The organism is Spirochaetota bacterium (assembly GCA_026414805.1).
GTDB lineage: Bacteria > Spirochaetota > UBA4802 > UBA4802 > UB4802 > UBA4802.
Genome location: JAOAIH010000007.1, coordinates 1 through 24,802, shown reverse-complemented (window position 1 = coordinate 24,802; position 24,802 = coordinate 1). Strand labels below are relative to the sequence as shown.

General features: G+C 36.4%; 21 protein-coding genes and 1 tRNA gene. 15 read left to right on the top strand and 7 right to left on the bottom strand.

What is annotated here, in order from left to right:
- Positions 1–382 precede the first annotated feature (382 nt).
- The 7 genes from N3F66_02680 to N3F66_02650 all read left to right on the top strand — a co-directional run bounded on the left by N3F66_02680 (position 383) and on the right by N3F66_02650 (position 6,597).
- On the top strand, positions 383–742 hold the full coding sequence (locus tag N3F66_02680) for a hypothetical protein (GenBank protein MCX8123051.1): 360 nt from the start codon (positions 383–385) through the stop codon (positions 740–742).
- A 292-nt stretch (positions 743–1,034) separates the two neighbouring features.
- Positions 1,035–1,532, top strand: coding sequence for an OmpA family protein (locus N3F66_02675; protein MCX8123050.1), 498 nt, complete (start codon positions 1,035–1,037; stop codon positions 1,530–1,532).
- Positions 1,533–1,621: 89 nt separating this feature from the next.
- The gene (gene rsgA / locus N3F66_02670) at positions 1,622–2,554 is read left to right on the top strand and encodes a ribosome small subunit-dependent GTPase A (GenBank protein ID MCX8123049.1); all 933 of its coding nucleotides are present in this window, start codon (positions 1,622–1,624) and stop codon (positions 2,552–2,554) included.
- A complete protein-coding gene (locus N3F66_02665) occupies positions 2,551–3,303 on the top strand; it encodes an ATP-binding cassette domain-containing protein (GenBank protein ID MCX8123048.1) in 753 nt (250 codons plus the stop codon). The genes rsgA and N3F66_02665 overlap by 4 nt, the downstream gene beginning before the upstream one ends.
- A gap of 140 nt (positions 3,304–3,443) precedes the next feature.
- A complete protein-coding gene (locus N3F66_02660; protein ID MCX8123047.1) occupies positions 3,444–4,481 on the top strand; it encodes a branched-chain amino acid aminotransferase in 1,038 nt (345 codons plus the stop codon).
- 76 nt (positions 4,482–4,557) lie between these two features.
- On the top strand, positions 4,558–4,827 hold the full coding sequence (locus N3F66_02655; protein ID MCX8123046.1) for a nucleotidyltransferase substrate binding protein: 270 nt from the start codon (positions 4,558–4,560) through the stop codon (positions 4,825–4,827).
- A 165-nt stretch (positions 4,828–4,992) separates the two neighbouring features.
- Positions 4,993–6,597: a response regulator gene (locus tag N3F66_02650; protein ID MCX8123045.1), complete on the top strand. Its 1,605-nt coding sequence runs from the start codon at positions 4,993–4,995 to the stop codon at positions 6,595–6,597.
- Between the two features lie 4 nt (positions 6,598–6,601).
- Here the strand turns inward: N3F66_02650 and N3F66_02645 are convergent, their stop codons facing one another.
- Positions 6,602–6,799 (bottom strand): hypothetical protein, encoded by a 198-nt coding sequence (locus tag N3F66_02645; GenBank protein ID MCX8123044.1) that lies wholly within the window; start codon positions 6,797–6,799, stop codon positions 6,602–6,604.
- 66 nt (positions 6,800–6,865) lie between these two features.
- Positions 6,866–8,350 carry a glycerol kinase GlpK gene (gene glpK / locus N3F66_02640; GenBank protein ID MCX8123043.1) on the bottom strand — a complete coding sequence of 495 codons (1,485 nt, stop codon included), beginning with the start codon at positions 8,348–8,350 and terminating at the stop codon, positions 6,866–6,868.
- 520 nt (positions 8,351–8,870) lie between these two features.
- Between glpK and N3F66_02635 the strand changes: the two genes are divergently transcribed.
- Both N3F66_02635 and N3F66_02630 read left to right on the top strand, forming a co-directional pair.
- The gene (locus tag N3F66_02635; GenBank protein ID MCX8123042.1) at positions 8,871–9,920 is read left to right on the top strand and encodes an N-acetylneuraminate synthase family protein; all 1,050 of its coding nucleotides are present in this window, start codon (positions 8,871–8,873) and stop codon (positions 9,918–9,920) included.
- A 176-nt stretch (positions 9,921–10,096) separates the two neighbouring features.
- The gene (locus tag N3F66_02630; GenBank protein ID MCX8123041.1) at positions 10,097–10,630 is read left to right on the top strand and encodes a hypothetical protein; all 534 of its coding nucleotides are present in this window, start codon (positions 10,097–10,099) and stop codon (positions 10,628–10,630) included.
- Positions 10,631–10,763: 133 nt separating this feature from the next.
- Here the strand turns inward: N3F66_02630 and N3F66_02625 are convergent, their stop codons facing one another.
- Positions 10,764–11,534, bottom strand: a complete 771-nt coding sequence (locus N3F66_02625) for an IclR family transcriptional regulator (GenBank protein ID MCX8123040.1) — start codon at positions 11,532–11,534, stop codon at positions 10,764–10,766.
- A gap of 122 nt (positions 11,535–11,656) precedes the next feature.
- Here N3F66_02625 and N3F66_02620 point away from each other — a divergent pair, with 122 nt between their 5' ends.
- The 4 genes from N3F66_02620 to N3F66_02605 all read left to right on the top strand — a co-directional run bounded on the left by N3F66_02620 (position 11,657) and on the right by N3F66_02605 (position 18,242).
- Positions 11,657–12,763, top strand: coding sequence for a 2-hydroxyacyl-CoA dehydratase family protein (locus N3F66_02620; GenBank protein MCX8123039.1), 1,107 nt, complete (start codon positions 11,657–11,659; stop codon positions 12,761–12,763).
- Positions 12,764–12,782: 19 nt separating this feature from the next.
- Entirely contained in the window at positions 12,783–14,015 is a 1,233-nt protein-coding gene (locus N3F66_02615) for a 2-hydroxyacyl-CoA dehydratase (GenBank protein ID MCX8123038.1), read from the top strand.
- A gap of 108 nt (positions 14,016–14,123) precedes the next feature.
- Entirely contained in the window at positions 14,124–15,842 is a 1,719-nt protein-coding gene (locus N3F66_02610; GenBank protein ID MCX8123037.1) for an AMP-binding protein, read from the top strand.
- Positions 15,843–15,860: 18 nt separating this feature from the next.
- Positions 15,861–18,242 carry a fibronectin type III domain-containing protein gene (locus N3F66_02605; protein ID MCX8123036.1) on the top strand — a complete coding sequence of 794 codons (2,382 nt, stop codon included), beginning with the start codon at positions 15,861–15,863 and terminating at the stop codon, positions 18,240–18,242.
- A gap of 15 nt (positions 18,243–18,257) precedes the next feature.
- Here N3F66_02605 and N3F66_02600 read toward each other — a convergent pair whose 3' ends face one another.
- The 3 genes from N3F66_02600 to N3F66_02590 all read right to left on the bottom strand — a co-directional run bounded on the left by N3F66_02600 (position 18,258) and on the right by N3F66_02590 (position 19,125).
- Positions 18,258–18,584: a hypothetical protein gene (locus tag N3F66_02600; GenBank protein ID MCX8123035.1), complete on the bottom strand. Its 327-nt coding sequence runs from the start codon at positions 18,582–18,584 to the stop codon at positions 18,258–18,260.
- A 17-nt stretch (positions 18,585–18,601) separates the two neighbouring features.
- Positions 18,602–19,024 (bottom strand): ATP-binding protein, encoded by a 423-nt coding sequence (locus tag N3F66_02595; GenBank protein ID MCX8123034.1) that lies wholly within the window; start codon positions 19,022–19,024, stop codon positions 18,602–18,604.
- A 26-nt stretch (positions 19,025–19,050) separates the two neighbouring features.
- Positions 19,051–19,125: transfer RNA gene (locus N3F66_02590), tRNA-Pro, on the bottom strand.
- Between the two features lie 670 nt (positions 19,126–19,795).
- On the opposite strand from N3F66_02590, the gene N3F66_02585 reads away from it, so the two are divergent.
- Positions 19,796–22,414 (top strand): 1-acyl-sn-glycerol-3-phosphate acyltransferase, encoded by a 2,619-nt coding sequence (locus tag N3F66_02585; GenBank protein MCX8123033.1) that lies wholly within the window; start codon positions 19,796–19,798, stop codon positions 22,412–22,414.
- A gap of 69 nt (positions 22,415–22,483) precedes the next feature.
- On the opposite strand, the gene N3F66_02580 is transcribed toward N3F66_02585, so the two are convergent.
- Positions 22,484–23,056, bottom strand: coding sequence for a porin family protein (locus N3F66_02580; protein MCX8123032.1), 573 nt, complete (start codon positions 23,054–23,056; stop codon positions 22,484–22,486).
- A 326-nt stretch (positions 23,057–23,382) separates the two neighbouring features.
- Between N3F66_02580 and N3F66_02575 the strand changes: the two genes are divergently transcribed.
- Positions 23,383–24,802 (top strand): hypothetical protein (locus tag N3F66_02575; GenBank protein MCX8123031.1); only part of this gene is annotated, 1,420 nt, incomplete at its 3' end.

Below are 24,802 nucleotides of genomic sequence, written 5' to 3'. Positions count from 1 at the left end.
AAAACCTCGAAAATCCAGCATTTTTGTTACTTCCAGGAACTAATAATTTTGGCACAAATATTGCTTATTATTTTATTAGAACGATTGAGGAGCATAACCATGATGAATATACCAATCATACAGGTTTTTGTGCTTTTTTGGGTGTGTGTGCTTCTTTGGGTTATCATTGAATATATTGTGTATCGAAGTCAAAAACGAGGTCATTAATGTAGCATATCCGGCAGGATACAATCCGTTTATTCATAACAATCAATCCCAGTTTTTTATATTCTACTGCAGCTTTTTTAAGCTGCAGTTTTTTTATTTGTACGATAGTTAATAATGATTGCCAGGAACTTGTAATGCATTTACTTATTAAAAAAACAGTTTTCAGGAGGAATGTATGAAAAAGCTACTACTACTGGTATTATTCATCACAACAACAGCTTCTCCACAAGCTTATCTCTATGAGCTATCGGACAATATTGATAATTATAAAAATAAGCAGATTACAATGATATTAAAGTTGAAACGCTATGATACTGTATTTCAAGTGATAACGTTTTATGACAAAAAAAATCATGATATTACGTTTGACTGTATAGAACTTTTACAGAAACCATGGTTCATTCAGCAAAAGTTAAATCTTCATCCCGGGATGGAATACAATGTAACGTTCACAGTCAAAGGTGTGGGAAATTTAAAAGAAGTAATTGCTGAGCTGAAATATTTTGAACCGGCAATAGTAAACAAATTGCCATAACAGCAGTAAAAAACGAAAGGCAAGATAGCTGGGCGGCTATCCTGCCTTCCCCTAAATGGGTAAACGTATGCGCAGTGCCTTGAGCACAAAAAGTAATGATCGGGAGGGATTTACTTCTGTGCTCCTGTCTGTTAGCAATATCGGAAAATTTATTAAAATTCTTTACAAAAATAAATTGTTTTATTAAAAAAACTTCTTGACACGATTAATAAATAAAAATTATATTTAAAAACAAACAATATTAAAAAACTTATTTTTCTAATAAAAAAAATTAATCGAAAGGAGAGTACCAATGAAGAAATTTGCAACAATGTTGGTTGTTTTTTCAGTTGCAGCAATGGTTGCATGTGGGAGTACACCGGAAGTACAGCAGACTGGGGATCCAAACGTGGCATTAGTTAATGCACAGAACAAACAGCTTGAAAAAATACCCGTGACCGGTTTTGCCTATAAGAGTGCAGTATTGCCAAAACAGGAGTGGGATAAATGGGCAACTGCAGCTGCACCTGTAGTAAAAGAAGTATTAAACAAATTGCCTGAAGGCTATGTACTGCAGATAACCGGTCATGCAGATGCCTCAGGACCTGAAGAACCTGTTGGTAACAAACCTGGCAACATCAAAATATCTACTGATAGAGCAAAAGCAGTATACAATGCTTTGAAGGCAAAAGGAATTGATTCTCCAAAAATGACATATAAAGGTGTTGGTTCATCTGAACTGCTTCCTGGTGTTGATCCACGCGATGGTGCAAACAGGCGAGTAACCTTTAAAGTTGTCCCTAAGAAGTAATGCAGATTAACGTTTAATTATGTTGGAGTATAAATATAGAGCCAGTTGTAAGACTGGCTCTATTTTATTTTTATAATGGCGTGTTCATTATGCGTGGTGTAGTTACAAAAGTAATGGGGCTTTATTATACGGTATATCATGATTCTTGTTACACTAATTGTGTACTGAGAGGAAAATTACGGCAAACATTTGAATCTGAAAATGAAAAATTTTCCAATCCAGTTGCAGTGGGAGATGAAGTAACGATAAGTATAGCAGCTGACGGTACAGGAGTTATTGAAGATATCATTCCACGAAAAAACTATTTTTCCAGGAAGGAAAAGGGCAAGCATAGAAAAATTGATATTATTGCTGCAAATTGCGATTGCGTGGTGGTGATGCAGTCATTTGCACAGCCAAAATTAAATTTGAGATTTGCCGATAGAATTGCTGTGAGGTGTGGCCAGCAAAAAATACCAATGATTTTGTGTATTAATAAATATGACCTGGCTACTAAAGAGGATATTGTTTATATCACTCACTATTATAAAAATGCTAATGTCAGTATACTAATGACCAGTGCTAAAACTAGCTACCATATTGATAAAATTCAAAATGTTTTGCATAATAAAACTTCGGTCATTGTTGGATATTCAGGGGTTGGCAAAACAAGTTTGTTGAATGCAATGTATCCCCATTTATCACTCAGGGTGGCTGAGGTTTCCGCAAGTACAGGTAAAGGGAAGCATACCACTACCAATGTTACTATGATAATAGCTGATGAAAATACACGCATTATTGACACTCCGGGCCTGCGGGAATTTGGTATTATGGATATTGAACCGCATCTGGTGAGTAAATATTTTTATGAGTTTGAGCAATATTCTCACAAATGCGGATTTAAACCATGTACACATGACCATGAGCCTGAATGTGAGGTCAAACGCTTGGTTACAAAAGGTGTAATTTTTGAAGAACGGTATATTTCATATCTCAATATTCTGTATTCATTAAAAGAATATTACGCAACGATGTACTCATGATAAATGTAGAACATGTTAGTGTAACATTTAATACTATAGCTGTTTTGCAGGATGTAAGTCTTTCAGTGCCAAAAGGTATCATGTATGTCGTTCTTGGCAAAAACGGCAGTGGTAAAACAGTGTTGCTAAAAACAATCGCTGGCTTGTATCTTCATTTTACAGGAACTATCGCCATAGCAGGAATTCCCTTAAAGCAGTATGTTACGCTTACCATAGAAGAAAAAATAAATCGCAATATTACTATGGCGTATGTATTTCAAAAAGGTGGCCTTTTTGATTCAATGAATGTGTTTGATAATGTGGCGTTTGGATTGAGACGGCGTAAGGAAGATGAGGCGATAGTAACTGAAAAGGTAATGGCAGCTCTTGAATGGGTGGGTCTGCGTGGTTCTGAGCAAAAATTGCCTTCAGAGCTTAGTGGCGGTATGCAAAAGAGAGTGGGGCTTGCGCGTGCACTTTGTTTATCACCATCAATTATATTGTATGATGACCCAACTGCAGGACTTGATCCGGTTCTTGCCGATTCAATTTCGGATTTAATAGTGGCTACTCACAATAAGTTTAAGATGACTTCAATTATGGTAACACAGGACCTGGCAGTGGCTCAAAAAGTTGCTCACAGAATTGGCTTACTACATAATGGAACAATTGTTGTTGATTTAAAAAATGAAGAATTTTTTTCAAGGAGCAACCCTTATGCTAAGCAGTTCATTGATGGAGACAGTGAAGGCCCAATTGACACTATATAAGATATGAGAGAGGAGTATCATTATGAATAAAATATATTTGACACAATAAAATTATGTTGCTACAATGATTGTAAATAAATTATGATGCAAAAACCATACAATGAACGATGGTTTTTATTTTTTTATAAGGGTTTATGGGTATGCAAACACAACGTGTTAAAAGTGATTTAGACTGGCAAAATTTACCGTTTGGATACATCAAAACAGACTATAATATCAGATATTTTTATAAAGATGGTAAATGGTCTGCAGGTGAGCTTTCAACAGAAGAGACAATACCAATTCATATAGCTGCACCAGGCCTACATTATGGTCAGCAAGCTTTTGAAGGTTTAAAAGTATTTGAAACAGCAGATGGCAGAATTGTGGCATTCAGACCCGATGAAAATGCAAAACGAATGCAGCGCAGTTGTGAAAGGATTTTTATTCCTGAAGTGCCAGTTGATATGTTCATTGATGCAGTTGACCGGGTTGTAGCAGCAAATGCCAAATATGTTCCGCCATTTGGAACCGGTGCAAGTCTTTATGTGCGTCCGGTTATCTATGGTGCGGGGGCAAGAGTTGGACTTGGCCCAGCAGATGAATATGTATTTATTGTATTTGTTACTCCTGTTGGTCCCTATTACAAGGGGGGCTTTAAACCGGTAAAAGCTCTTGTAGTTGAACAATATGATAGGGCTGCTCCTAACGGGGTGGGCGATTGTAAGGTTGGTGGCAATTATGCAGCCGGGTTGCGTGGTGGGGAATATGCCAAAAAGATGGGATTCCCTATCCCATTGTATCTTGACCCAAAAGAAAAGAAATATGTTGATGAATTTGGAACATCAAATTTTATTGCAATAAAAGGGAATACCTATCTAACACCTGAATCAAATTCCATTTTACCAAGTATAACCAACAAAAGCCTCATGGACATAGCTGCGCTTTTAGGCATGAATGTGGAAAAACGGCCAATAACGATAGATGAGGTGCAACACTTTGATGAGGTTGGTGCAGTAGGTACTGCAGCTGTTATTACGCCAGTGTGTAGCATTCATTATAGGGATAAGGTGTTCACATTCTGTGATGAAGAGAAAGCAGGTCCTGCCATTACTCGATTATATGAATACCTAACAAAATTACAAACAGGTGAAATAAACGACACATTTGGATGGTTGCATGAGATTAAAATATCATAACGCAGTGCACATTTAGATAGTAACTGCTTTTATGAAAAATCAGGATGTTAGATGGATTTAACGATTTAACCATTTTATGCTTGCCTTTCACAGATTAGAAGATGCTGTTAAAACATATAATCAGCGAGCTTTGTCGGATCTGGAAGAGCAGGGTTTAATACAGACATTTGAGTATACACATGAATTAGCATGGAATGTTTTTAAAGATTTTCTTGAAGAACAGAGTGTTTTACATTTATATAGTTCTAGATACTACTCGACAAGCTTTAAAAGGGAGCTAATTGATAATGGTGCAATATGGATGGATATGATCATAAGCCAAAACCTCATTACCATATTCTCTTGATATTTACTTGTTACATTATATAAAAGACCATGACGTTCTTGACCATATAAAAAGAGTAGGACAGGTTTTTTACAAAAAGGCTGATAATACAATCCACATTTGTTGAATTAATATTCCTTAGTGCTATAGTCTGTAATAGATATAAACTACTATGGATTTATTTATATGTTAAGCAAACAGCAATATGGAATATTGCTTGATATTTTTAAAACAGCTCATACCACAAAAAACAGCGATACATTTCTTTCTGATGTTGTAGATTTGCTGCATAGTGAGCTAAAACCTATAGCAGTGTCGGTTTACACACTCGTTGGTGATGAACGCCTTGTACTGCATCATGAAGCTGGCAAAAATTTTGATGAACTTGTGGTCAAAATTTATAACTTTTCGTTAGTTGTACGAAAAGCAATTAAAAAGAAAAGCGTTTTATTTTTACCTACTGCTAAACCTTTCCAGAATGATGAAACAGATATCTCTGTAGTAATTATTCCGCTTTTGCATGCAGATATTGTTGTTGGCATGGTATGCTTAGTTTTCCCTTTAGAGGAACTACAGTATTTGCAGAACAATGCTCCATTTTTTACCCTCATTGGGAAAATTGCCGGAACCATACGGTACTATCAAACAAACCTTAAAGTGACTAGACCAGATACTGCCGAAGAAGAATTTGAAAAAACAATAACAAGTTTACGGGTACTGGCTCAGGGTGTTGCTCATGAATTCAATAATATTTTGGCAGTCATAAAAGGATATGCTGAGCTTTTACTTATGAATGAAGCAATTGATGAATCAGTAAAAGAAGCAGTAGCAATTATTGACAAGCAAACTACAAGAGGCTCTTCCCTTATTGACAGGTTAAGCGTATTTGTTACTGGTAAAGATATTTCATTTGAGTACTGTTCGCTTAATGATTTAATTAAAGAGATAGTAGATTTGCAAAGGTTTACACTGGAAAAAGAATCAATTGAATGCAGGTTGAAATTAGGTAAGATACCCGAAATATTTGTAGATCCCCGTCAGATTAAAGAAGTGCTACTTAACCTGGTTACACATGCTCGCTCTGCAATCAAGCCAAATAAAAAAGGAACTATCACCATTGAAACATCATTTAACCGTGATGCTGTTATGCTCAAATTGGTGAATGACGGTGTTCCCAGTTGCTGGGAAAATGGTGAAGAGCAAAAAGCCAAAGGCAGCAATGGGGTTGATAGTGTGGGCAACGGCATTAATTTAGCAATTGCGTATGGCATAATGCAAAGTCATGGTGGGGATATGACGTTATGCCATGACCCGTCAAGGTGTAATGAGGTAACATTGTATTTCAAACGTTTTAACCCTGCATTTGAAAGTGTTGATAAAAAAGAAGAAAAAGAGATGCTGTATTTGGGCGAGGTAAGGATATTGATAGTGGATGATGAGGAGCCAATTCGCCAGTTTTTGTCATCTGCGTTTGAGCGAATGGGCTATCAGGTGCTCACTACTGATAATGGACAGGAAGCAATTGATATATGCACCTTTGAGGATATTGATATTGTTTTTTTAGATTATTTAATGCCTGGATATAAAGGTGATGCCGTTTTTAAATCAATCCATCAGGTAAGCCCTAAAACAGATGTTGTATTTATTACCGGTGTTGATTCAATTCCTGATATTGACAAACTGCTGATGATGGGGCTTGAAGGTGTGTTGAGAAAACCCTTTAAAATAGAAACAATTATCAAGCTTACCAATGAAATAATGGCACGAAGGTATAATACATTACAGGATTAAAACCTTATTCGGATTTTATCACACGTTCAGCCTGTAAAGCCAAGTATTTAACCAGCGTTGGTTCGTCAATAAAACCCAAATTCATGAGTATTATGCCAATAAGGCCACCTTCTTTCTTTTGGATGGAGAGAGCTTGATTTAACTGGTCTTGTGTAATCACACCATCTTCAACTAATAATTCTCCTAATAATGGCTTAGCCATATTGCCTCCTTGCAAAAGAATGATTAAAAGTAATAGTATATTAAATCTTGTAATAAATGTCTAGTATTATAATAACCGTCTTACTGCATCTTTCCACAGTGCTATTTCGCGTTTACGCGCTGCATCATTCATGGAGGGGTTGAAACGTTTTGCAATCTTATTGAACTTTGCCACCTCATCAATGGTGTTATATACTTTACCGGTAATACCAGCTAAGTATGCAGCACCCAATGCTGTTGATTCGGTTACTTCTGGCAATAGTACTGGTATACCGAGTATATCAGCCTGATACTGCATCAAATACATATCTCTTGTTGCTCCGCCATCAACCCTCAGTTCATGAATTTGTTTGCCTGAGTCATTTTGCATTGCTTCCAGAACGTCGTATGATTGTAGTGCAATTGATTTTACTGCAGCACGAACAATCTGCTGTGGAGTAGTATCGCGAGTAAGCCCAAAAATTGCTCCACGTGCATCCATCTTCCAGTAAGGGGCACCCAATCCCACAAATGCAGGAACTACCACTACTTCATCCTCTTTTGTAACCGAGAGCGCTACCTTCTCAGCGTCTGAACTCTTTTCAATGAATTTCATGTAATCACGAAGCCACTGTACCACAGCGCCACCAATAAATACTGATCCCTCAAATGCATACACAGGCTGCCCCTTATTATCGCATGTTAATGTAGTGAGCAATCCATGCTGAGAGAGCATCCATTCATTGCCCATATTAAGCAACATAAAGCAGCCAGTACCGTATGTATTTTTTGATGTTCCTTCAAACACACAGTTCTGGCCAACCATAGCTGCCTGTTGGTCGCCAGCAATGCCACCTATGGTGATACCATCAGGCAAGCTCGGAACACCGTATGTTTCGCCAAAATATGATGCAGATTCCCGTACTTCAGGTAGAATAGTGCGCGGTATATTCAGTATTTCAAGGATATCCAGGTCCCACACTTTTTCTTTAATATTAAACATCAGTGTGCGTGAAGCATTAGTATAATCGGTTTTATGTGATTTGCCGCCAGTTAACTTCCATAAAATCCATGTATCGATAGTCCCAAATAATAATTTACCGCTTTTAGCAAGGTCACGTGCTCCAGGTACATTATCAAGAAGCCACTTAACTTTTGTACCGGAAAAATACGCATCAATCACAAGACCAGTCTTTTCACGAAATAGTTGCTGGTGACCAGCTTCTTTAAGCCGATTGCATATATCAGTTGTTCTTCGACATTGCCACACGATTGCATTGTGAATTGGCTTTCCGGTTTCCTCATTCCATAATACTGAGGTTTCTCTCTGGTTGGTAATGCCGATAGCTATCGCATCTTTTGGATCTAAATTTCCTTTTTGTATTGCTTCAGGTAAAAGCTTTACTACTGACTCCCATATCTCATTAGCATCATGTTCCACCCAGCCGGGTTTGGGGAAATACTGTGTAAATTCGGCGTAACTACTTGAAATTGGCAATCCATGTTCATCAAAACAAAACACGCGGTTGCCGGTGGTACCTAAATCAATAGCAATGAGAAACTTTTTACCCATACTATAACCCCTTTTATTTTTTTAAGAGATAGTTACTATACATGAATCTTATACGATTGAATGTACGTATTCATTGAGATGTTTGACAAAAAGAAAACACAATTGTGAAGCGATAGAAGCTAATGCTACATTTTTAAAATGTTATTTGTCAATAAAATTTTAATTAGAATTAATAGTGGGGGCAGAGCATTTATAACATCTGTTACATGTAATTTAACAAAAATATCTTGCCAAACAACTATTGTTTTGCAATTGTGAGAGATAGTGATACTGCATACATGTTTTGCAATGTTGCATTCTGAGCATGCATTTTAGAGCAAGCAGAATTTTGATTGCATGAGATGCTGCCTAACATAAACAGTTGTTTGGCAAATTCCATAAATGGTTCATTATATGGTGTGCTCATGCTGATACTATGGTGCATACATTGTGCCAATCACTGAAGTAAGTGCTAAAGAATTTGCAGTAAAACAACATATTATGTAAGTATGCAAAACAGGTAATGAAAGGTTATTATTGTATGAATATGGATTTATATAATGCACGATATCTCAATAAATTGCAAAAGGGACAACCAGTTTTCATTGCCGAAATAGGACTTAACCATAATGGCAGATTAGAAGAAGCTATTGACCTTGTTAAAAAAGCAGCAGAGGCAGGTGCTGACCTTGTGAAATTTCAGATCTTTAATGCTGAAAAATTTTATTCGGTGTATGCAAACTCACTGATCAACAATGAAGAGCCACATTACGATGATTGGGCCATGCATTTTTTTAAAAAGTTTGAGCTTTCGTTTGATGATTACAAAACATTGCAGCAGGTTGCATTTGACAATGGCGTTGTGTTTTTTGCATCTTGTTTTGATGATGATTCTTTTGATATGATGGAATGCCTTGAAGTGCCGCTGTATAAAATAGCATCCTCAGAAATTACCAATGTTCCATTGTTGAAAAAGATTGCCTCCACACACAAGCCTGTTATTGTTTCAACCGGTATATCATTTCAGTATGAGATAGCTCATGCAGTACACTTGTTCCAGAAAGAAAAATGTCATATTGTATTGTTGCACTGTGTTTCGCTATATCCTGTGCCACACAGTGTAGTTAATATATCACGGATACACACGTTGCAACAATTGTTCAACGTACCGGTAGGATTTTCGGATCATTCAAATGATAATCGTGCTTCAATTATGGCTGTTGCATTGGGTGCACGTGTGTTTGAAAAGCATTTTAAATTATCAAGTGACCATGATTGTGTAGACAAGAATGTATCGCTAACACCGGAAGAATTCAAGGATTATGTTGCCGATATTACTGAAGCATGTGAAATGATGGGGGATGGCTCAGTTGATTATAGCAATGATGAAGCAATGGTTGCCCGCTCGGCACGACGAAGCATTTTTGCTGCACGTGATATACCAGCTGGAACAAAAATTCAATACAGTGATATTATTGTAAAGCGGCCGGGAGTGGGACTATCGCCATTATATATAGAAGATATAGTGGGGAAAAAAGTAATGCGTACTATTACAAAGGACATGCCTGTATTAAAGGATGATGTGGAGTAAGAATAGAAGAGAAGAAGTTCAATTAGCATTCCATATACTCATTAATGATTGACACAATTTAAAAAAAATATAATGAGTTGCTATTACTTTCATGCAAAAAACAGCAGTTGATTGTTACAATAATAATAGTATTGTTACTAATAAAAAAAACATTATATAAGGATGAAGGAAAGAAGATGAAAAAAAGTGTATTGAGTATAGTGTTGTTATTAGTATTTGTTAGGTTTGGATATGCACTTGATTTAGAATATATTTTCAACGAAACACAGCGGTCAATTTTAAAGACTTCTGCGGATATAGTGCAGGCTTCAGCTGGTTATGATGAAATACAACAGATAGTGTATATCACTTTTTGGAGTAATCAACCTGCAGATAGTAAAAAAGCAGACGCCTTTAATGCATATATTGCCGGGGAGTATGCTTCAAATTCTAAAGATATCATCTACATTTATGAGCGACTTTTACGCTCAGCATATATGCTAGAGTATATGGCTACAATAGCTAAAAGTAATAAAAAGTGGAAGTTTTATTACTACTACACCGATACATTGCTCCCCGATACACAACGATACTGCCAGTTATTAAAAAATGCTATTGTAAAAATTGACCCATCCTATGCAGCTGTAATTGACGAACGTGCAACACGAATAAAAGCCTTTGCAATTGATTTAGTAAATTACCAGGAAGCTCTGTATGGTGGTGGATTTTAAAAAAAAATAGCCCCCCAATGGGAGCTATAGTTTCTGTTATAGGTTGCATTAGCACTCTTTAATATAAAGTGCTAATAATAATATACTAATTATTCATTATAACGTCAAGTATTTTTGTAATGCCTTTTATTTTTTATGGATTATAACCCAATTGAACCGATAATTGCAATGATGTGTCACGTACTGCCTGAATGATATCCTGTTTATGGTGTAGGATAAATTCAGCATCTCCGGTAATTGCAAATGCAGCGATAATCTGGCCAGTATAATTGAATATTGGCCCGCCAATGCCAGCCAATCCCATCACTGATTCCTGATTGTCAAAACTTATTCCCATTGATCTTACTTTTTCAAGTTCTTGTAAAAATTCTTGGGCTGTTGTAATTGAGTTTTTAGTTAGTGGTTGAAATTCATAACTTGCAAGTATCTCGTCAAGGCGCTTTTTATCCATATACGCACAGAGCAGTTTGCCAATACAAGTGGTATGTGTTGGGATGACCGAACCAGCCTGTGGATAGGACATAAACCTGTTTTCAGGCTCAACGCGAAGTACTACCACCACCTTATCCCCAACCAGCATTCCAATGTTTACAGGTTGCCTAAACTGAAAACACAGCCGTTCGGCCCATACCCTGCCAATGCTAACCAGGTCAAGGTTGGTGGCATATTTCATGCCTAACTGGAATACATACGGGCCAAGGCGGTATTTGCCGCTGTGGTGATCCTTTTCCAAATATCCCAGATGGCAGAGTGTGTTAACAATTCCCTGCACAGTTGTTTTGGGCAGGGACAGTCGTCTGGAAAAATCACTAATGCCAAGTGGCCTTTTATCATTCACAAACATAGAAAGAATATCGTGTGCTTTGGTGATGGATTGGATTAGCTTTCCTTTTTTAATTTTCATAATTGTAATACTATATAACAAAAATGTGTTGACAGTAGACATATACAAATTTATATTGAAAACATTATCGTACAATGTACGATAATATCGTACATTGTCAACTACATTTTCAGGAGCATCTCATGAATAACAAAAAATTTTTTGAATTGGGCAATCCGTATGAATATGTGTCCAACCTGAAAAAGAAAACCAGCAAACCTGTGCTGGCATATATGTGTTCGTATACTCCCGAAGAAATAATTTATGCCGCAGGGATGCACCCTTTCAGGATATTTGGGCAAGTGGAAACAATTTCAAAAGCTGATGCTCATCTTCAGGCGTACAGCTGTTCGCTAGTACGAGGGGCGTTAGAGGATGCGCTTCAAGGCAAGCTGTCATTTGTTGATGGCGCTGTGTTTCCCCATACGTGTGATTCCATTCAGCGGCTGTCCGACGTGTGGCGTCTTAACACTGGCATGAAGCACCACTTTGACGTGGTATGGGCTGTTAAGCTTAACACTGCAAGTGCCCGCAAATATATGTACGATGTTCTGGTGCGATTTGTCAAGGAGCTTGAGCAAGGCTTTGGAATAAAAATTACCAATGATAATTTAAAGAAGGCAGTTGCTACTTACAATGAAATACGATCACTTTTAAAGAATATTTGGCAGTTGAAAAGTGACAATAAAAGTTCTCTCACAGGAAGCCAGATGAATGCGCTCATTAAGGCTGCAATGATTATTGACCGTGATGAACTGGTAGATCATTTAAAAGCATTGATCCCTTCCATTGAGCTATCGCCACAAAATGAAACGCGAAAACGCATAATGCTTATTGGTGGTATTTGCAATCATCCTGATATTTATGATTATATTGAAGCTTCAGGTGGTGTGGTGGTGTGGGATGATTTGTGTACTGGCTCACGGTATTTTGAGGGGGCGATAGCAACTGATAAGGAGCCATTGCAGGCCATAGCCGACAGGTACTATGAAAGAAATATTTGCCCAGCAAAACACCGTGATTATTACACGCGCGCGGAAACCATAAAAGCGATGATTAAAAAGCATAATGTGCAAGGTGCGATATTCCTGTACCTTAAGTTTTGTGACCCGCATTCGTTTGACTATCCATATTTAAAACAGGCCCTGGATGAAATTGGTGTTCCTTCAATACTGCTTGAACTGGAACAACAGTTGCCGTCAGAGGGGCAAGTGAAGACGCGATTAGAAGCATTTATTGATATGATTTAACTATTAGCGAGGTGAAGTTATGTCAGATGCACAGGAAAAAAAGGACAATAGAATAAAATCCGTAAAACGGATGAAGGAAATAATGACCAATTACTATATAGAGGCAAAAACGGCTGCGCAGAACAATAAAAAGGTTGCGTGGATTACCAGCGGTGGCCCTGTTGAGCCTCTTTTGGTTATGGATGTTATTCCGGTATATCCTGAAAATCATGGTGCAATGGTGGGTGCATCCAAGATGGGAGTACAGCTATGCGAAAAAGCCGAAGAAATGGGCTACTGCCGCGACCTGTGTTCATATGCACGCTCGGATATTGCTGCGGCACCTATCAATGGCGGGCCAATTGGTGGATTGCCAAAGCCAGATTTTTTAGTATGTTGCAATAATATCTGTGGCACGGTGCTCAAATGGTATGAGGTACAGGCGCGCTATTTCAATGTGCCGCTGTTTATCTTTGACACACCCTTTTGTCACAGTGAAATGACTCAGGAAGCAAAGGAATATGTAGGAGCACAGATACTTGAGTATATTGCTTTTCTGGAAGAGCATTGCGGCAAAAAATTTGATTACGACAAGGCCAAAGAAGTAGGTAAGCTTTCTATTGCAGGGCAGCGGTTGTGGCAGGCGGTACTTGATACAGCCATGCATAAGCCTGCTCCCATGAGTGCATTTGATGCGTTTTTCCACTTAGCTCTGATTGTGACATTACGTGGTACTCAGATTGTGGTGGATTACTATACTGAATTGCTAAATGAAATGAAAGAGCGCATTGCCAATGGTATAAGTGCAATTCCCAATGAAAAATACCGATTGCTATGGGACAATCTTCCAGTGTGGTACAAGACTAAATGGCTCTCGGATACATTTGCTGCGCATGATGCATGTCTGGTAGCTGATACCTATACCACTGCATGGTGCAGACAGTTAGAGTACCTGGATGAAAATGACTTTTTAAAGAGTATGGTTGAAGGATATACAGCTATTTACTTAAATATTTCAGTAGACCAGATGGCAAAGGCTGTGATTGGCATGATTGATAAATATGATGTTGATGGTCTTGTAATGCATTCTAACCGAAGTTGCAAGCCATATTCGCTGGGACAGTATGATATACAGCGTATAGTGCAGAAAGAACGAGGTATCCCATCACTCATTATAGAGGCAGATATGGTAGATGAGCGCAATTTCAGCGAAGCGCAGGTGTTGACCCGCATTGAAGCCTTTATGGAAATCATTAAGGATAATAAAAGGTAGAGCCATGTTGCAATGCATCTGTAGCTTGCCATGCGTAATTATGCCTTTGTCCAAAAATGCAGCATTAAGCGTCTGTACAATTATAGAAATTTTCATAGGAGGTTGTCTATGTACGAAAAAAAGCCATGGCTGAAGTTTTATGGAGATGTGCCTCATACATTAGATTATCCTAAGGTTACCATGTATGAAGCCTTAATGAAAACAGTAGAACGAAAACCCAACGCTATAGCATGGGACTTTATGGGGTATACTGCAACATATAAAGAATTTGCTCAGCTTATTGATCAGTGTGCTCAAGGTCTGCATGCATTAGGGCTTAAAGAGGGTGATACAATTACTATTTCTATGCCAACAACACCACAGGGGATTATATGCTTTTATGCTGTTAATAAGATTGGGGCAGTGGCAAGCATGATTCACCCGCTATCGCCCCCAAAAGAAATTGAATTTTACCTGAATATAAGCAATAGTAAATTTGCACTTACTATTGATGCATTTTATGGTGCTTTTAAAGAAATAATGGATAAAACGCCATGCAAAACGCTTATCTTGACTAAAATTTCAGATTTTTTGCCGGCTCTTAAAGCATTTGGATTTTACATCACTAAAGGAAGAAAGATTCCAAAAGTGCCCAAAGACCCGCGTGTGGTATGGTGGACCGACATGATGAAAAAGACAAGCTCTGTCCCCAAATCCAACATGAAAACTGATGATATGGCAGTTATTTTATACAGTGGCGGAACAACAGGTATGCCAAAAGGTATTATGTTATCAAATATGAATTTTATCAGCGAGGGTATGCAGGTTGCAGCATGGGGCAAGATGAGTGAAGACGATAGTATACTTGCTATTTTGCCTATATTTCATGGTTTTGGGCTTGGAGTATGTGTCAATGCTTTCTTTATGGGTGGTGGCAAAAGCATACTGGTGCCGCAGTTTGATCCTGTTATTGTTGCAAAACTTATAAAACAGAAAAAACCAAATTTTCTTATTGGTGTTCCTACTTTGTTTGAAGCTTTAAGTAAAAACAAAGTGTTTGGCTCAGCAGACCTTTCATGTATCAAGGCTGCATTCAGTGGGGCCGATACATTGCCGCGTGTAGTAAAAGAGGAGTTTGAAAAGGTAGTAGCGCGGCAGGGTGGTAATGTAAAATTGCGCGAAGGATATGGATTGACCGAAGCTGTTACAGCAATTATGGCAATGCCCATGAATGAATACCGTGAAGGCAGTATTGGCATACCCTTCCCAGATATGATGGCAAAAATAGTAAAACAGGGAACAACTGAAGAAGCGCCGTGTGGTGAAGAAGGTGAAATATGTATTGCGGGGCCTGCTGTGATGCTTGGGTATCTTAATCAGCCAGAAGAGACTGCAAAAACACTGCAGAAACATGATGATGGAATGGTGTGGCTTCATACCGGTGATATCGGGACAATGGATGAGGATGGATTTTTCTATTTCAAATTGCGCTTAAAGAGGATGATAAAATCTTCTGGATTCAATGTGTATCCGTCGCAAGTGGAGGATGTATTGCGGAAACACCCGGCGGTAGACCAGGCGTGTGTCATTGGAGTACCGGATAAATCCCAGGTTGAAAGGGTGAAAGCATTTATAGTGGTTAAACCGGAGTATAAGGATAAAATTGGCAATGCTCTTGCAGAAGAATTAATTGGACATTGCAGAGAACATCTGATAAAATGGAGTTGCCCACGGGAAATTGAGTTTAGGGATGAGTTGCCAAAGACTAAAGTAGGGAAAATAGCATTCAATGTGCTTGAAGAAGAAGAAAAGGAAAAATTACGCAGCCGTGGAGAATATGCAGGATAATTTTCCGATAATAGGAGTATGAATAAGCTTTCAGTCTATATTTTTGAACTGGCATTTCGTTTCCCACGCGTGCGTTATATTGTATGGGCAGGAATTATTAGTATATGCATCTATGCAGGTTACCACCTCTTTTATGAAGAGGTGGTAACATATCCAGTAGGTTGGGAACGAAGCGTTGTTATTACACCATATACGTTAAATATAAAATCACCTTTTGCAGTAGCCAAGGGTAATGTAGTTGCTGTAGTTTTTGAAGGCTCTGAAAAAAATGAACACGGCATATATATAATACTTTCACTCAATGGTGGCAAAGATTTTTTACCACCATATAAATTATCTGATATTGATCCTGCTGTAGCTGTTAGACCCCATGTTGCAATATCAAATAACGGTCATATTGCATGCACATGGCATAACCTGGTAGATAGTAAAAGTAAAATTTTTCTAACAATTTCAAATGATTTTGGGGGGGGGGGGGGTAAACCTGTTGCACTGTCACTTTTAACGGATGAGTCGATGCTGTCCGAGGTTTTCTATGATAACAGTGGTGGGTTACATTTGTTTTACCATGGTTCGGTTGAAGGCAGGCTTACCCTTTATCATGCCTTTTCGCCAGATGAACTGCAATTTACAAGAATAGATACTATTGCTGATATTACAACTGAATATAGGGGTATATTCTTCCCTGCTATTGCATTTGAAGGTGATTCAATATATATTGTTTTTCAGGCAAAGTTATTATCTGCAGGTATATTATCTGATGATTTGTTCTTTGTATATTCTCACAATGGTGGTAAGAGTTTTTCTACTCCCAAAAGGATAACTACAAGCCCGGCAAATGATTCTTCTCCGTATGTGTATTTATATAAAGATGTGCTTTACTGTGTATATATGAATAATGAACAGAAGCACTGGGAAGTGAGACTTATACGAGGATATAATAAGGGAAAAGAATGGGATCAACAGCCAATTATAATTACACGGGCAGAAATTGACTGCTATAGTCCCCGTGTGGTGGCCCCTTCAGAAGATGAACTGCTCATTGTATGGCATGATATGCGAGAACGTTACCAGGCTGTCTTTGGTAAAAAGTTTTCTTTGGTTGATGGCTCCCTTTCAGATGCAGTAAGAATTTCAGATGCAAATGTGGCATCGTATGATCAGTTTCCGGTAATTATCAATAAACAGACATTGCTTTTCTGGAATAGCAATCAGCGACTTATTGCAAAATTTTCTGATATTTCAGTTTTACCCCCAAAGGTTTATTCGCGAACACATCCTGAAAACGTATGGACACGGCAAACAAATGCTATCATTGAGTGGGATACCCCAATTGATGAATCTGGCATAGCGGGGTATGCTGTTATTTATAATGACTTGCCAACATTTGATCCCACAGTACAAAATGTTGAAGGACCAATTCGTAAATATGTTATTCCTGATTTGAAAGATGGTATAACATATTTTCATATTCGTGCAATTGATAAGGCAGGAAATTACAGCCGAACTATTCATTATCCTTTGATGGTTTCTAGTACTCCATTACCAATGCCTACAGTGAGTTCACCAACACATCCTGAAGCTACTCAGGTTGATAATCCCGTTGCGGTGTTGCAGTGGACGGTTGAACAGAAAGAAAGGTTGAAAGGATTTTATTATTCTATTGCCAAAGATACTATAGTTGAACCAACTACATTTACAACTGGTGATTCAGTAACTCTTGAAAGCCTCCAAAAAGGAAGATATTTTTTCAGTATTCGACCTGTTGATATGACGGATATGAAAGGTAGGATGGCCACATATGAGATAGTAATTGGGGATGTAGGCAAGGCAGATGCAGCATATTACGAAAAATTAGCAAAAGGAGAACCGCAACAAGAAGTGTTACCTGAAAAGGGTCCAGGTGCACTAAAACTATATTATCCTGTTGTGATGTTTAATATACCGTTTAAAGAAATATATGCAGCTCCATTTTTTAAATTTACCTTAGTACCAAAATATATCATCGCATCACAGGTTAAAGGATATTCAGTTGTCGTTTCATCCAAAAAAGAAGTACCCCCTTTTGTTATCACTCATCCCACTAATGAAATAATGCTTACAAATATAAAACCCGGTGAATATACCATAACTGCACGAATGCGTTATGTATACTATCAAAATGGAAGGGCATTTTATAAATGGAGTACACCAAGTTATACTACACTTGTTGTAAAATCACCATATTCTTCACCATTGATGCAGTATGCTGAAAGACTTAACTCAATGATTAAAGATAGGCAGATAGTAACCATAATCTATACTATAGGGATGCTTTGCATAGTAATGGTAATTGGCATGAGCACACGGATTGCTTTTTCAATAAATGCATTGTGGTTTAGAATCTCAAGGATTTTCTAATAAAATCTGAATTAACTAATCAGTTATAATCTTGAGATTAGTTTCGGGTGGAATTGAATCATTTGGCAAAGCAACAGCTGGAATTTCTGATTTTTTGTGTTGTGAATGTCGCACATCGTTATGTTTAATAATGGGTTTGTCTGGTATTAAGGTATTTTTGGTTTTTAGGGGTTTATGCTTATTATCACAATTACAACTTCTATACACTAAGGACATTATAATTAGAGCTATCGCAAAAATTATAAATAGTGGTAACCAATTAACAGTATATCGTTTACCAGAAGGTTTGTGTTTGCCTGTGGTATATGATAATCTGTTAGGAGTGCTGTTATACCTTTTCATGTAATTTTTACATTACATTATTTAGGATTAGAAGTGTGAGCTATTGGTATTGCCATTGTTATGCTGTTGCCTTTTTTATTCCATGAAACTTTAGCAAATTGCTTAATTATAAATATTCCTCTGCCACGAGGCTTAAGATGCATGGCTAAATGTGAATCAGGATGCCTAAAACCCTTGCCTTCATCAGTTATGGTGATATATAATTGATTGGTGTCCATTGTCACTTCAATGTGGACATACTTATTCTGGTTCCAATTGTTGCCATGTTCCATAGCGTTGGTTAAAGCTTCATCAATTATAAGATACAGCTCAAGGTTGTCAAGTTGTACCTGTAGTCTATTTTTAGCCAATTCAGTAAAGATGTCGTCCACAATTGACTTACGTATTTCTTTGATAGTAGGGTATTTTGCTTTTAATAAAGTAATTTTAGAATTAAGCATTAATCCCTCGACATATATTAACGCTTTCGGGATGGGGAGATTTGAACTCCCGGCCTCTTCGTCCCGAACGAAGCGCGCTAACCGGACTGCGCTACATCCCGATGTTACATCTCCACATGTTTCAGAACAAATTATATACCATTAAAATTATTTGTAAAAAAATATATGTAGTTTGTTATGAGTATCCGTGAAATTCGTAAGGTATTATGTGCTACAATTACATGTTATGGATAATCTCATTATCTACTCTACTTTATGTGGGCAGATTGTATAGACAGGGCATGTATAAATCAAACATTTTTTTATCAGTATTAATAATTTTGCAAAATAAATCTTTTTTAATATTTTTTTGCATTTGTTTCCTAATTTTTGTCATAAAATGATGTATGAACTTATATTATTTTTTTCTTTATTCATTATTCCGTTATTATTTGCATGAATAGTAAAAGAAATTTCTCTTAACTGTATTATATGATTTATATTTATTATTGTAACAAAATGGTATTATAATAGTCATATATTAAAATAATGTACATTAAAATATGTACATTGTTTCAGTCCAATTATCTTAAAAAAGTACTTGCAATGGAACAGGTGTCATTTAGAATAACAAAAACTGATAAAATTATTGCTAATTATAGAGTATTTCACTAATATAGTATATTATTATTTAAAATTATAATATAATAATCAATTTATAAAACATTTAAAAAATAAAATGCAAAAATGGCTATGAGTACTCATAGCCTTCATTTGTAAGGGGTGATTGTTATGAAGAAAAGTGATGGTGTAATAACATCTGGCATATATGATGGTGTTATTTATGAACGCCTCAATCCATTACTGGAGAAGCTTGCTCTGGTTCTTTTTAATACTATCGATTTTGATGATGAAAGTCGCTCACGTATAGAAGAATGTGCAAAAAAAGGGCACATTGTGTATGCTTCATTTCAAAGTTCAAACCTTTCTTTGTTGATATTATATAATTTATTACGTAGACACAAATATCCTGTTCCAGTATTTGCATTAGAATACAATCCCTTCTGGTTTCAGGATATTGGGTTTATTACAAGGCGATTGTGGCAATTTTTTTCATCTACTGTGTTGGGTAAACAGTATGAATATGTTTTGGACACTGATTACGTTGAAAGTTTGATAAAAGATAATAAAAGCATACTTTTTTCATTATTATCTAAGCGATATTTCCTTAAACGATATACTGAGGTTAAATATGACTCCCTTCGGTATCTAATAGAAGTTCAGAAAAGGATTGATGATCCAATTTATCTATTGCCCGAAATGATATTCTGGAATCGTAATCCCGAACGCTCTGGTTCGCCATTGGGGCCTTTGTATTCAATTATAAGTTCGCAGGCAACAGGGGATAAATCATTGCTTTTTGCATGGCTTACAATAATGAAGAGTGCAACACCTCCTTTTGTACGTATATCTCAACCAATCAATTTAAAAGAGGAGATAGCCAACGCTAAGGTTGCTGATACCAGACAGCTTGCGGTAATGCTGCGTAACAAATTGTTAGAGGACTATTACCACGAAAAACGTACAATATTAGGACCAGTATTAAAATCGCAGCAAGAAATGATGGAGCGGGTGTTATATCACCCAAATGTTGAAAATGAGATCAAACGAATAGCTCAGGAGGATGGGGTTTCTGAAGCAAAATTACGCAAACAAGCATATAAATATTTTAAGGAGATAGCTGCCAATTTTTCTATACTTTATATAAGGCTTTTTGAAATGGCACTGGACTGGATGTTCAGGAAGATATTTGATGGTATACGATATGATCCAAAAGCTATTGAAGAAATACGACAAGCTGCTACAAAAGGACCTCTGGTATTGACACCGTGCCATAAAAGCCATCTTGATTATTTATTACTATCCTATGTATTTTATAAAAACAAGATGAGCCCTCCGTATATAGCTGCCGGAGTAAATCTTTCATTTTTTCCTATGGGTACTATATTCAGACATTCTGGTGCTTTTTTTATTAGGCGTACGTTCAGAGGGCTAAAACTATATCCCACTGTTTTTAAGCAATACGTTAAAACTATCATTTCAGAGGGTTATACAATTGAATTTTTTATTGAAGGCGGTCGTTCAAGGACAGGAAAAGTAGCATTCCCAAAATTGGGTTTTTTGAGCTATATTACTGAAGCCATTGATGAGGGATACAACACTGATCTTGTTTTTGTACCAATTTCAATAAACTATGACCGTATTCTAGAAGAATCCAGTTATGTACAGGAGCTTAAGGGTAAGGAAAAGGAGAAAGAATCAGTAGTAAGTATGATGCAAAGCAGTAAGCTTTTGAATCGCAAATATGGCATGGTTTATATTAATTTCAATCGTGTTTTCACTTTAAAAGAAATAAAAAACAAATTTAATCCTGTGAATGTTCCTGAAGCAGTTGCAATGAATATTGTCAGAAAAATAAATGAGGTAGTGACTATCACTCCATTTTCTTTAACAACCACAGCAATACTGATGTCATCGGTAAAGGGTTTTTCACGGGAAATGGTAAAAAGTAACTTTGAATCCCTGTATGATTATTGTGAATATAAGGGGTATCAGTTATCAGACGCTCTTAAAAATCGAAATAATTTTGACGAAATAATTGATTATGTAATCCAGTCATTCAAGGAAGATAAAATACTTGAGTCGTTGAAAGTAGTGGGTGAAGGGAAAAAACTGGAAACCATGCCAGATATGTATGTTCTCCCAGAGGAAAACAGACCTAGAATGATTTTTTATAAAAATTCTATCATACATTATTTCCTCCCATTGACATTTTCTTCACTTGCATTAAGGATAATGAATAAAAATAAAGATACATCGCTGGATTCATTCAGAAGTGAATATGTATATATTCGTGATCTATTTATGAAGGAATTTATATATCCAGAAGATATGCTGGAAGATGTGATGGTGTCGATACAGGATGCCATTAAGTATATGCAACTGAAAGGTTTTGCTTCAATAACAAAAAACAGTATAGCAATTAATGATGATAGGGAAATGGATGCCCAATTAAGATTTTTTGGTAGAATTTTACAAGAATATCTTGAATCGTACTATGTAGTATGTAAAACCCTGTTGCCAAAGAAACGAATTCAGATACAGAAAAAAGACCTCCTAACCGAAATTCGTAAAAATGGAGTGAAAATGTATCATACAGGTGAGATAATGCTTTCTGAATCGCTATCGCTACCCAATTATACAAATGCATTGAGCTTATTGCGTTCGGAAAAAGCATTATCCGAAAAACAGGTGGGAAGAAAAAATATTATTATTGAGTTGATAAATCAAGAGAAAGTGGAAACATTGTTTGAAAAGATTAAGATTTATCTTGATGGCATTAGAGCTTAAATAGTATGGGGCTGCTTAAATAAGCCGTTTTTTGGAATGCCTTTTAAGGCAGCCCCAATTTTATATTAATTAAATATTTAACCGTGCTCCAACATTAATGGAGTTACTCTTTAATGTGCCATCGTCTTCAAGCTTGGAGTAATTGTATAAATATTCACCAAAAATCTGTACAAATGGAAAAACTGTAAATGCCGCACCTAAGCCAAAGTAATATGAATTGAATTTCTTCTCATCAGACAATGTCCCTAAAGGAGTTTTCAGTTCAACTTTTTCGTTTATTGCAATTCCTGCCCTTGCATACGGATGAATAAGGATAGGCAATTCTAACATGACTATCGCATCAATGCCGTACATGGTCTTTGTAAGGTCAAAATCTTTACCAGCAACAGTATATTGCAGTGGTGACTTCTGATAAAATCCACCAATTCCCATACTCAACACCATGGGAATTACTGAGCCGTTGAGGTGTCCAATAAATCCATATTGCCAGCCGTTTGTATCGGCATTACTGATAGTGGGGTTGTCTATTTTTCCAGCAAATGTATATCCACCATACATGCCAAAATCAACTATAGCATATGAAGCTGTTGGCAATAGCAATAGAGCTATCGCTAAGCATACTAACGTGTGTGTAAACTTCATAAAGTCTATTTCCTCCTTTTTAGTTTTGAACTAATATATTGTGAGATAGTACCTGATACTACAATGAAAGTGCAATGATTTTTTTTAAAATATGCCAATTTAGCAGTTACTCAATAATAATACAAAATAAACCGATATTGTACAGTAAGGGTTGTATATATCTATTGACAAAATTATGTTTATTATGACTGAATAATTAATATTAATAGCTTGTCTATTATTTGGGAGCAGTATTAGATTTTTTAGTAATTTTTTTATATATTAATGATATAGCAGAATATTTAATAGGAAAAAGTAAAAATTATACTATCTATATGAGTCAGGAATTGAAACATACAACACCGGAGCTAGAAGAAATTGCTGATATACCAGAGCCTGTTATTGATCTGACCGAAGAAGATCTTATTATTGATATACCGGAGGAAGAAAAAGTCACAGGTCAACTGGAAGAAATTACAGGCTTGCAGGAAGTTATTCCCTCAACAATTATAGTTGAAGATGAAAATCCTCCACTGCACATACAAAAAGACTATCATGATGATATTCTTGATATAACTGCACGCGTTGATGCCGTTAACACAATCAAAGTTATTGAAGATTCAGCACACGATAAATTGCATAAAGAAAAAGAAGAAAGAATATTTGAAGGTATACCCGAACCCTTAAAGTCACACAAATCAAACGATAAAATACAAATTAAAGAGAGTTATATAGATAGTGCTAAAGATGAAGAAAACAAAGAAATAAAAGGTAAAATATATTTTGATAAAAATATTGATGCCCTTGTAATCGAAGATATTTCCGAAGATGAAGAACTTGTTAGCGAAGAACAGCATGAGAAAGAATTTGCTTTATCAAATGATGAATTGAAAGCAGATGGAATAAAACACGATGATGTGTTTGTTGATAAAGAAATCCCCTCTAAAGCTGAGTTTAAAATTAAAAAGCCTGATACTGATATTATTACTATAGAGATACCACCTGAAGTGAGAAATAAAATAGAAGAAAAGGACATTGAAGATTTTCAATTTATAAATCTTGATGAAGCTGAACAAATAGCAAGTGAAGATATATTGATTCTTTCTGAGGATGATTTAATTGAAGAGCTTGATGAATATGACCTCATCCCTGTTGAAAGTGCAGTGGATGAGAAAAAATCTAAAGACAGAAAGAAAGAAAAAATAGAAGTGCATCACAATACAAAAATTGTACAACCAGAAAAGAAAGCTAACGTTACACCACCAGAACCAAAACTTTCAGAACAAATTACTATTACACCTGATAAGGAAAGCAAAAAAGCTGAATTGAAAAAAATAGAAGATAAAAAAATTTCAAAAGATGAAGCAATAACAGAACGTAAACTGGATGAATTGAAAGTTGTAACTGAAGAAATAATTGAAGAAGTACCAAAAAAAGAAACGGAGACCAGTAAAGAGCCTCCCAAAAAAACTCAATCATCAATGACAAAAACCGATAATATAGAATTCATTGCTTTGGAAGAAGAAATAAGCAAGGAACCTAAAGTAAATGCAACCGCAACTATTAAAGAGGCATCTGGTACAGAACAATTAATGAAAGATTATACACGATTAAAAACAGAGACTATTCCAGATGATCTGGCAAGAGCTATAACGCCTAATCAGAAAATATTAATTATAGATGATACAGGTGTAAATGTGCAACAGCAGCTTTTAGCACAAGAAAATCCAATAGATGAGATAGATAGATTAGTCAGTGGTATGATAG

Coding starts and splice junctions, on each gene's coding strand:
- N3F66_02595 (MCX8123034.1), bottom strand. CDS start 19,024: ATGCTTAATTCTAAAATTACTTTATTAAAAGCAAAATACCCTACTATC.
- N3F66_02620 (MCX8123039.1), top strand. CDS start 11,657: ATGAATAACAAAAAATTTTTTGAATTGGGCAATCCGTATGAATATGTG.
- N3F66_02605 (MCX8123036.1), top strand. CDS start 15,861: ATGAATAAGCTTTCAGTCTATATTTTTGAACTGGCATTTCGTTTCCCA.
- N3F66_02655 (MCX8123046.1), top strand. CDS start 4,558: ATGCTTGCCTTTCACAGATTAGAAGATGCTGTTAAAACATATAATCAG.
- N3F66_02580 (MCX8123032.1), bottom strand. CDS start 23,056: ATGAAGTTTACACACACGTTAGTATGCTTAGCGATAGCTCTATTGCTA.
- N3F66_02665 (MCX8123048.1), top strand. CDS start 2,551: ATGATAAATGTAGAACATGTTAGTGTAACATTTAATACTATAGCTGTT.
- N3F66_02635 (MCX8123042.1), top strand. CDS start 8,871: ATGAATATGGATTTATATAATGCACGATATCTCAATAAATTGCAAAAG.
- N3F66_02660 (MCX8123047.1), top strand. CDS start 3,444: ATGCAAACACAACGTGTTAAAAGTGATTTAGACTGGCAAAATTTACCG.
- N3F66_02600 (MCX8123035.1), bottom strand. CDS start 18,584: ATGAAAAGGTATAACAGCACTCCTAACAGATTATCATATACCACAGGC.
- rsgA (MCX8123049.1), top strand. CDS start 1,622: ATGCGTGGTGTAGTTACAAAAGTAATGGGGCTTTATTATACGGTATAT.
- N3F66_02585 (MCX8123033.1), top strand. CDS start 19,796: ATGAAGAAAAGTGATGGTGTAATAACATCTGGCATATATGATGGTGTT.
- N3F66_02650 (MCX8123045.1), top strand. CDS start 4,993: ATGTTAAGCAAACAGCAATATGGAATATTGCTTGATATTTTTAAAACA.
- N3F66_02645 (MCX8123044.1), bottom strand. CDS start 6,799: ATGGCTAAGCCATTATTAGGAGAATTATTAGTTGAAGATGGTGTGATT.
- N3F66_02615 (MCX8123038.1), top strand. CDS start 12,783: ATGTCAGATGCACAGGAAAAAAAGGACAATAGAATAAAATCCGTAAAA.
- glpK (MCX8123043.1), bottom strand. CDS start 8,350: ATGGGTAAAAAGTTTCTCATTGCTATTGATTTAGGTACCACCGGCAAC.
- N3F66_02680 (MCX8123051.1), top strand. CDS start 383: ATGAAAAAGCTACTACTACTGGTATTATTCATCACAACAACAGCTTCT.
- N3F66_02675 (MCX8123050.1), top strand. CDS start 1,035: ATGAAGAAATTTGCAACAATGTTGGTTGTTTTTTCAGTTGCAGCAATG.
- N3F66_02625 (MCX8123040.1), bottom strand. CDS start 11,534: ATGAAAATTAAAAAAGGAAAGCTAATCCAATCCATCACCAAAGCACAC.
- N3F66_02610 (MCX8123037.1), top strand. CDS start 14,124: ATGTACGAAAAAAAGCCATGGCTGAAGTTTTATGGAGATGTGCCTCAT.
- N3F66_02630 (MCX8123041.1), top strand. CDS start 10,097: ATGAAAAAAAGTGTATTGAGTATAGTGTTGTTATTAGTATTTGTTAGG.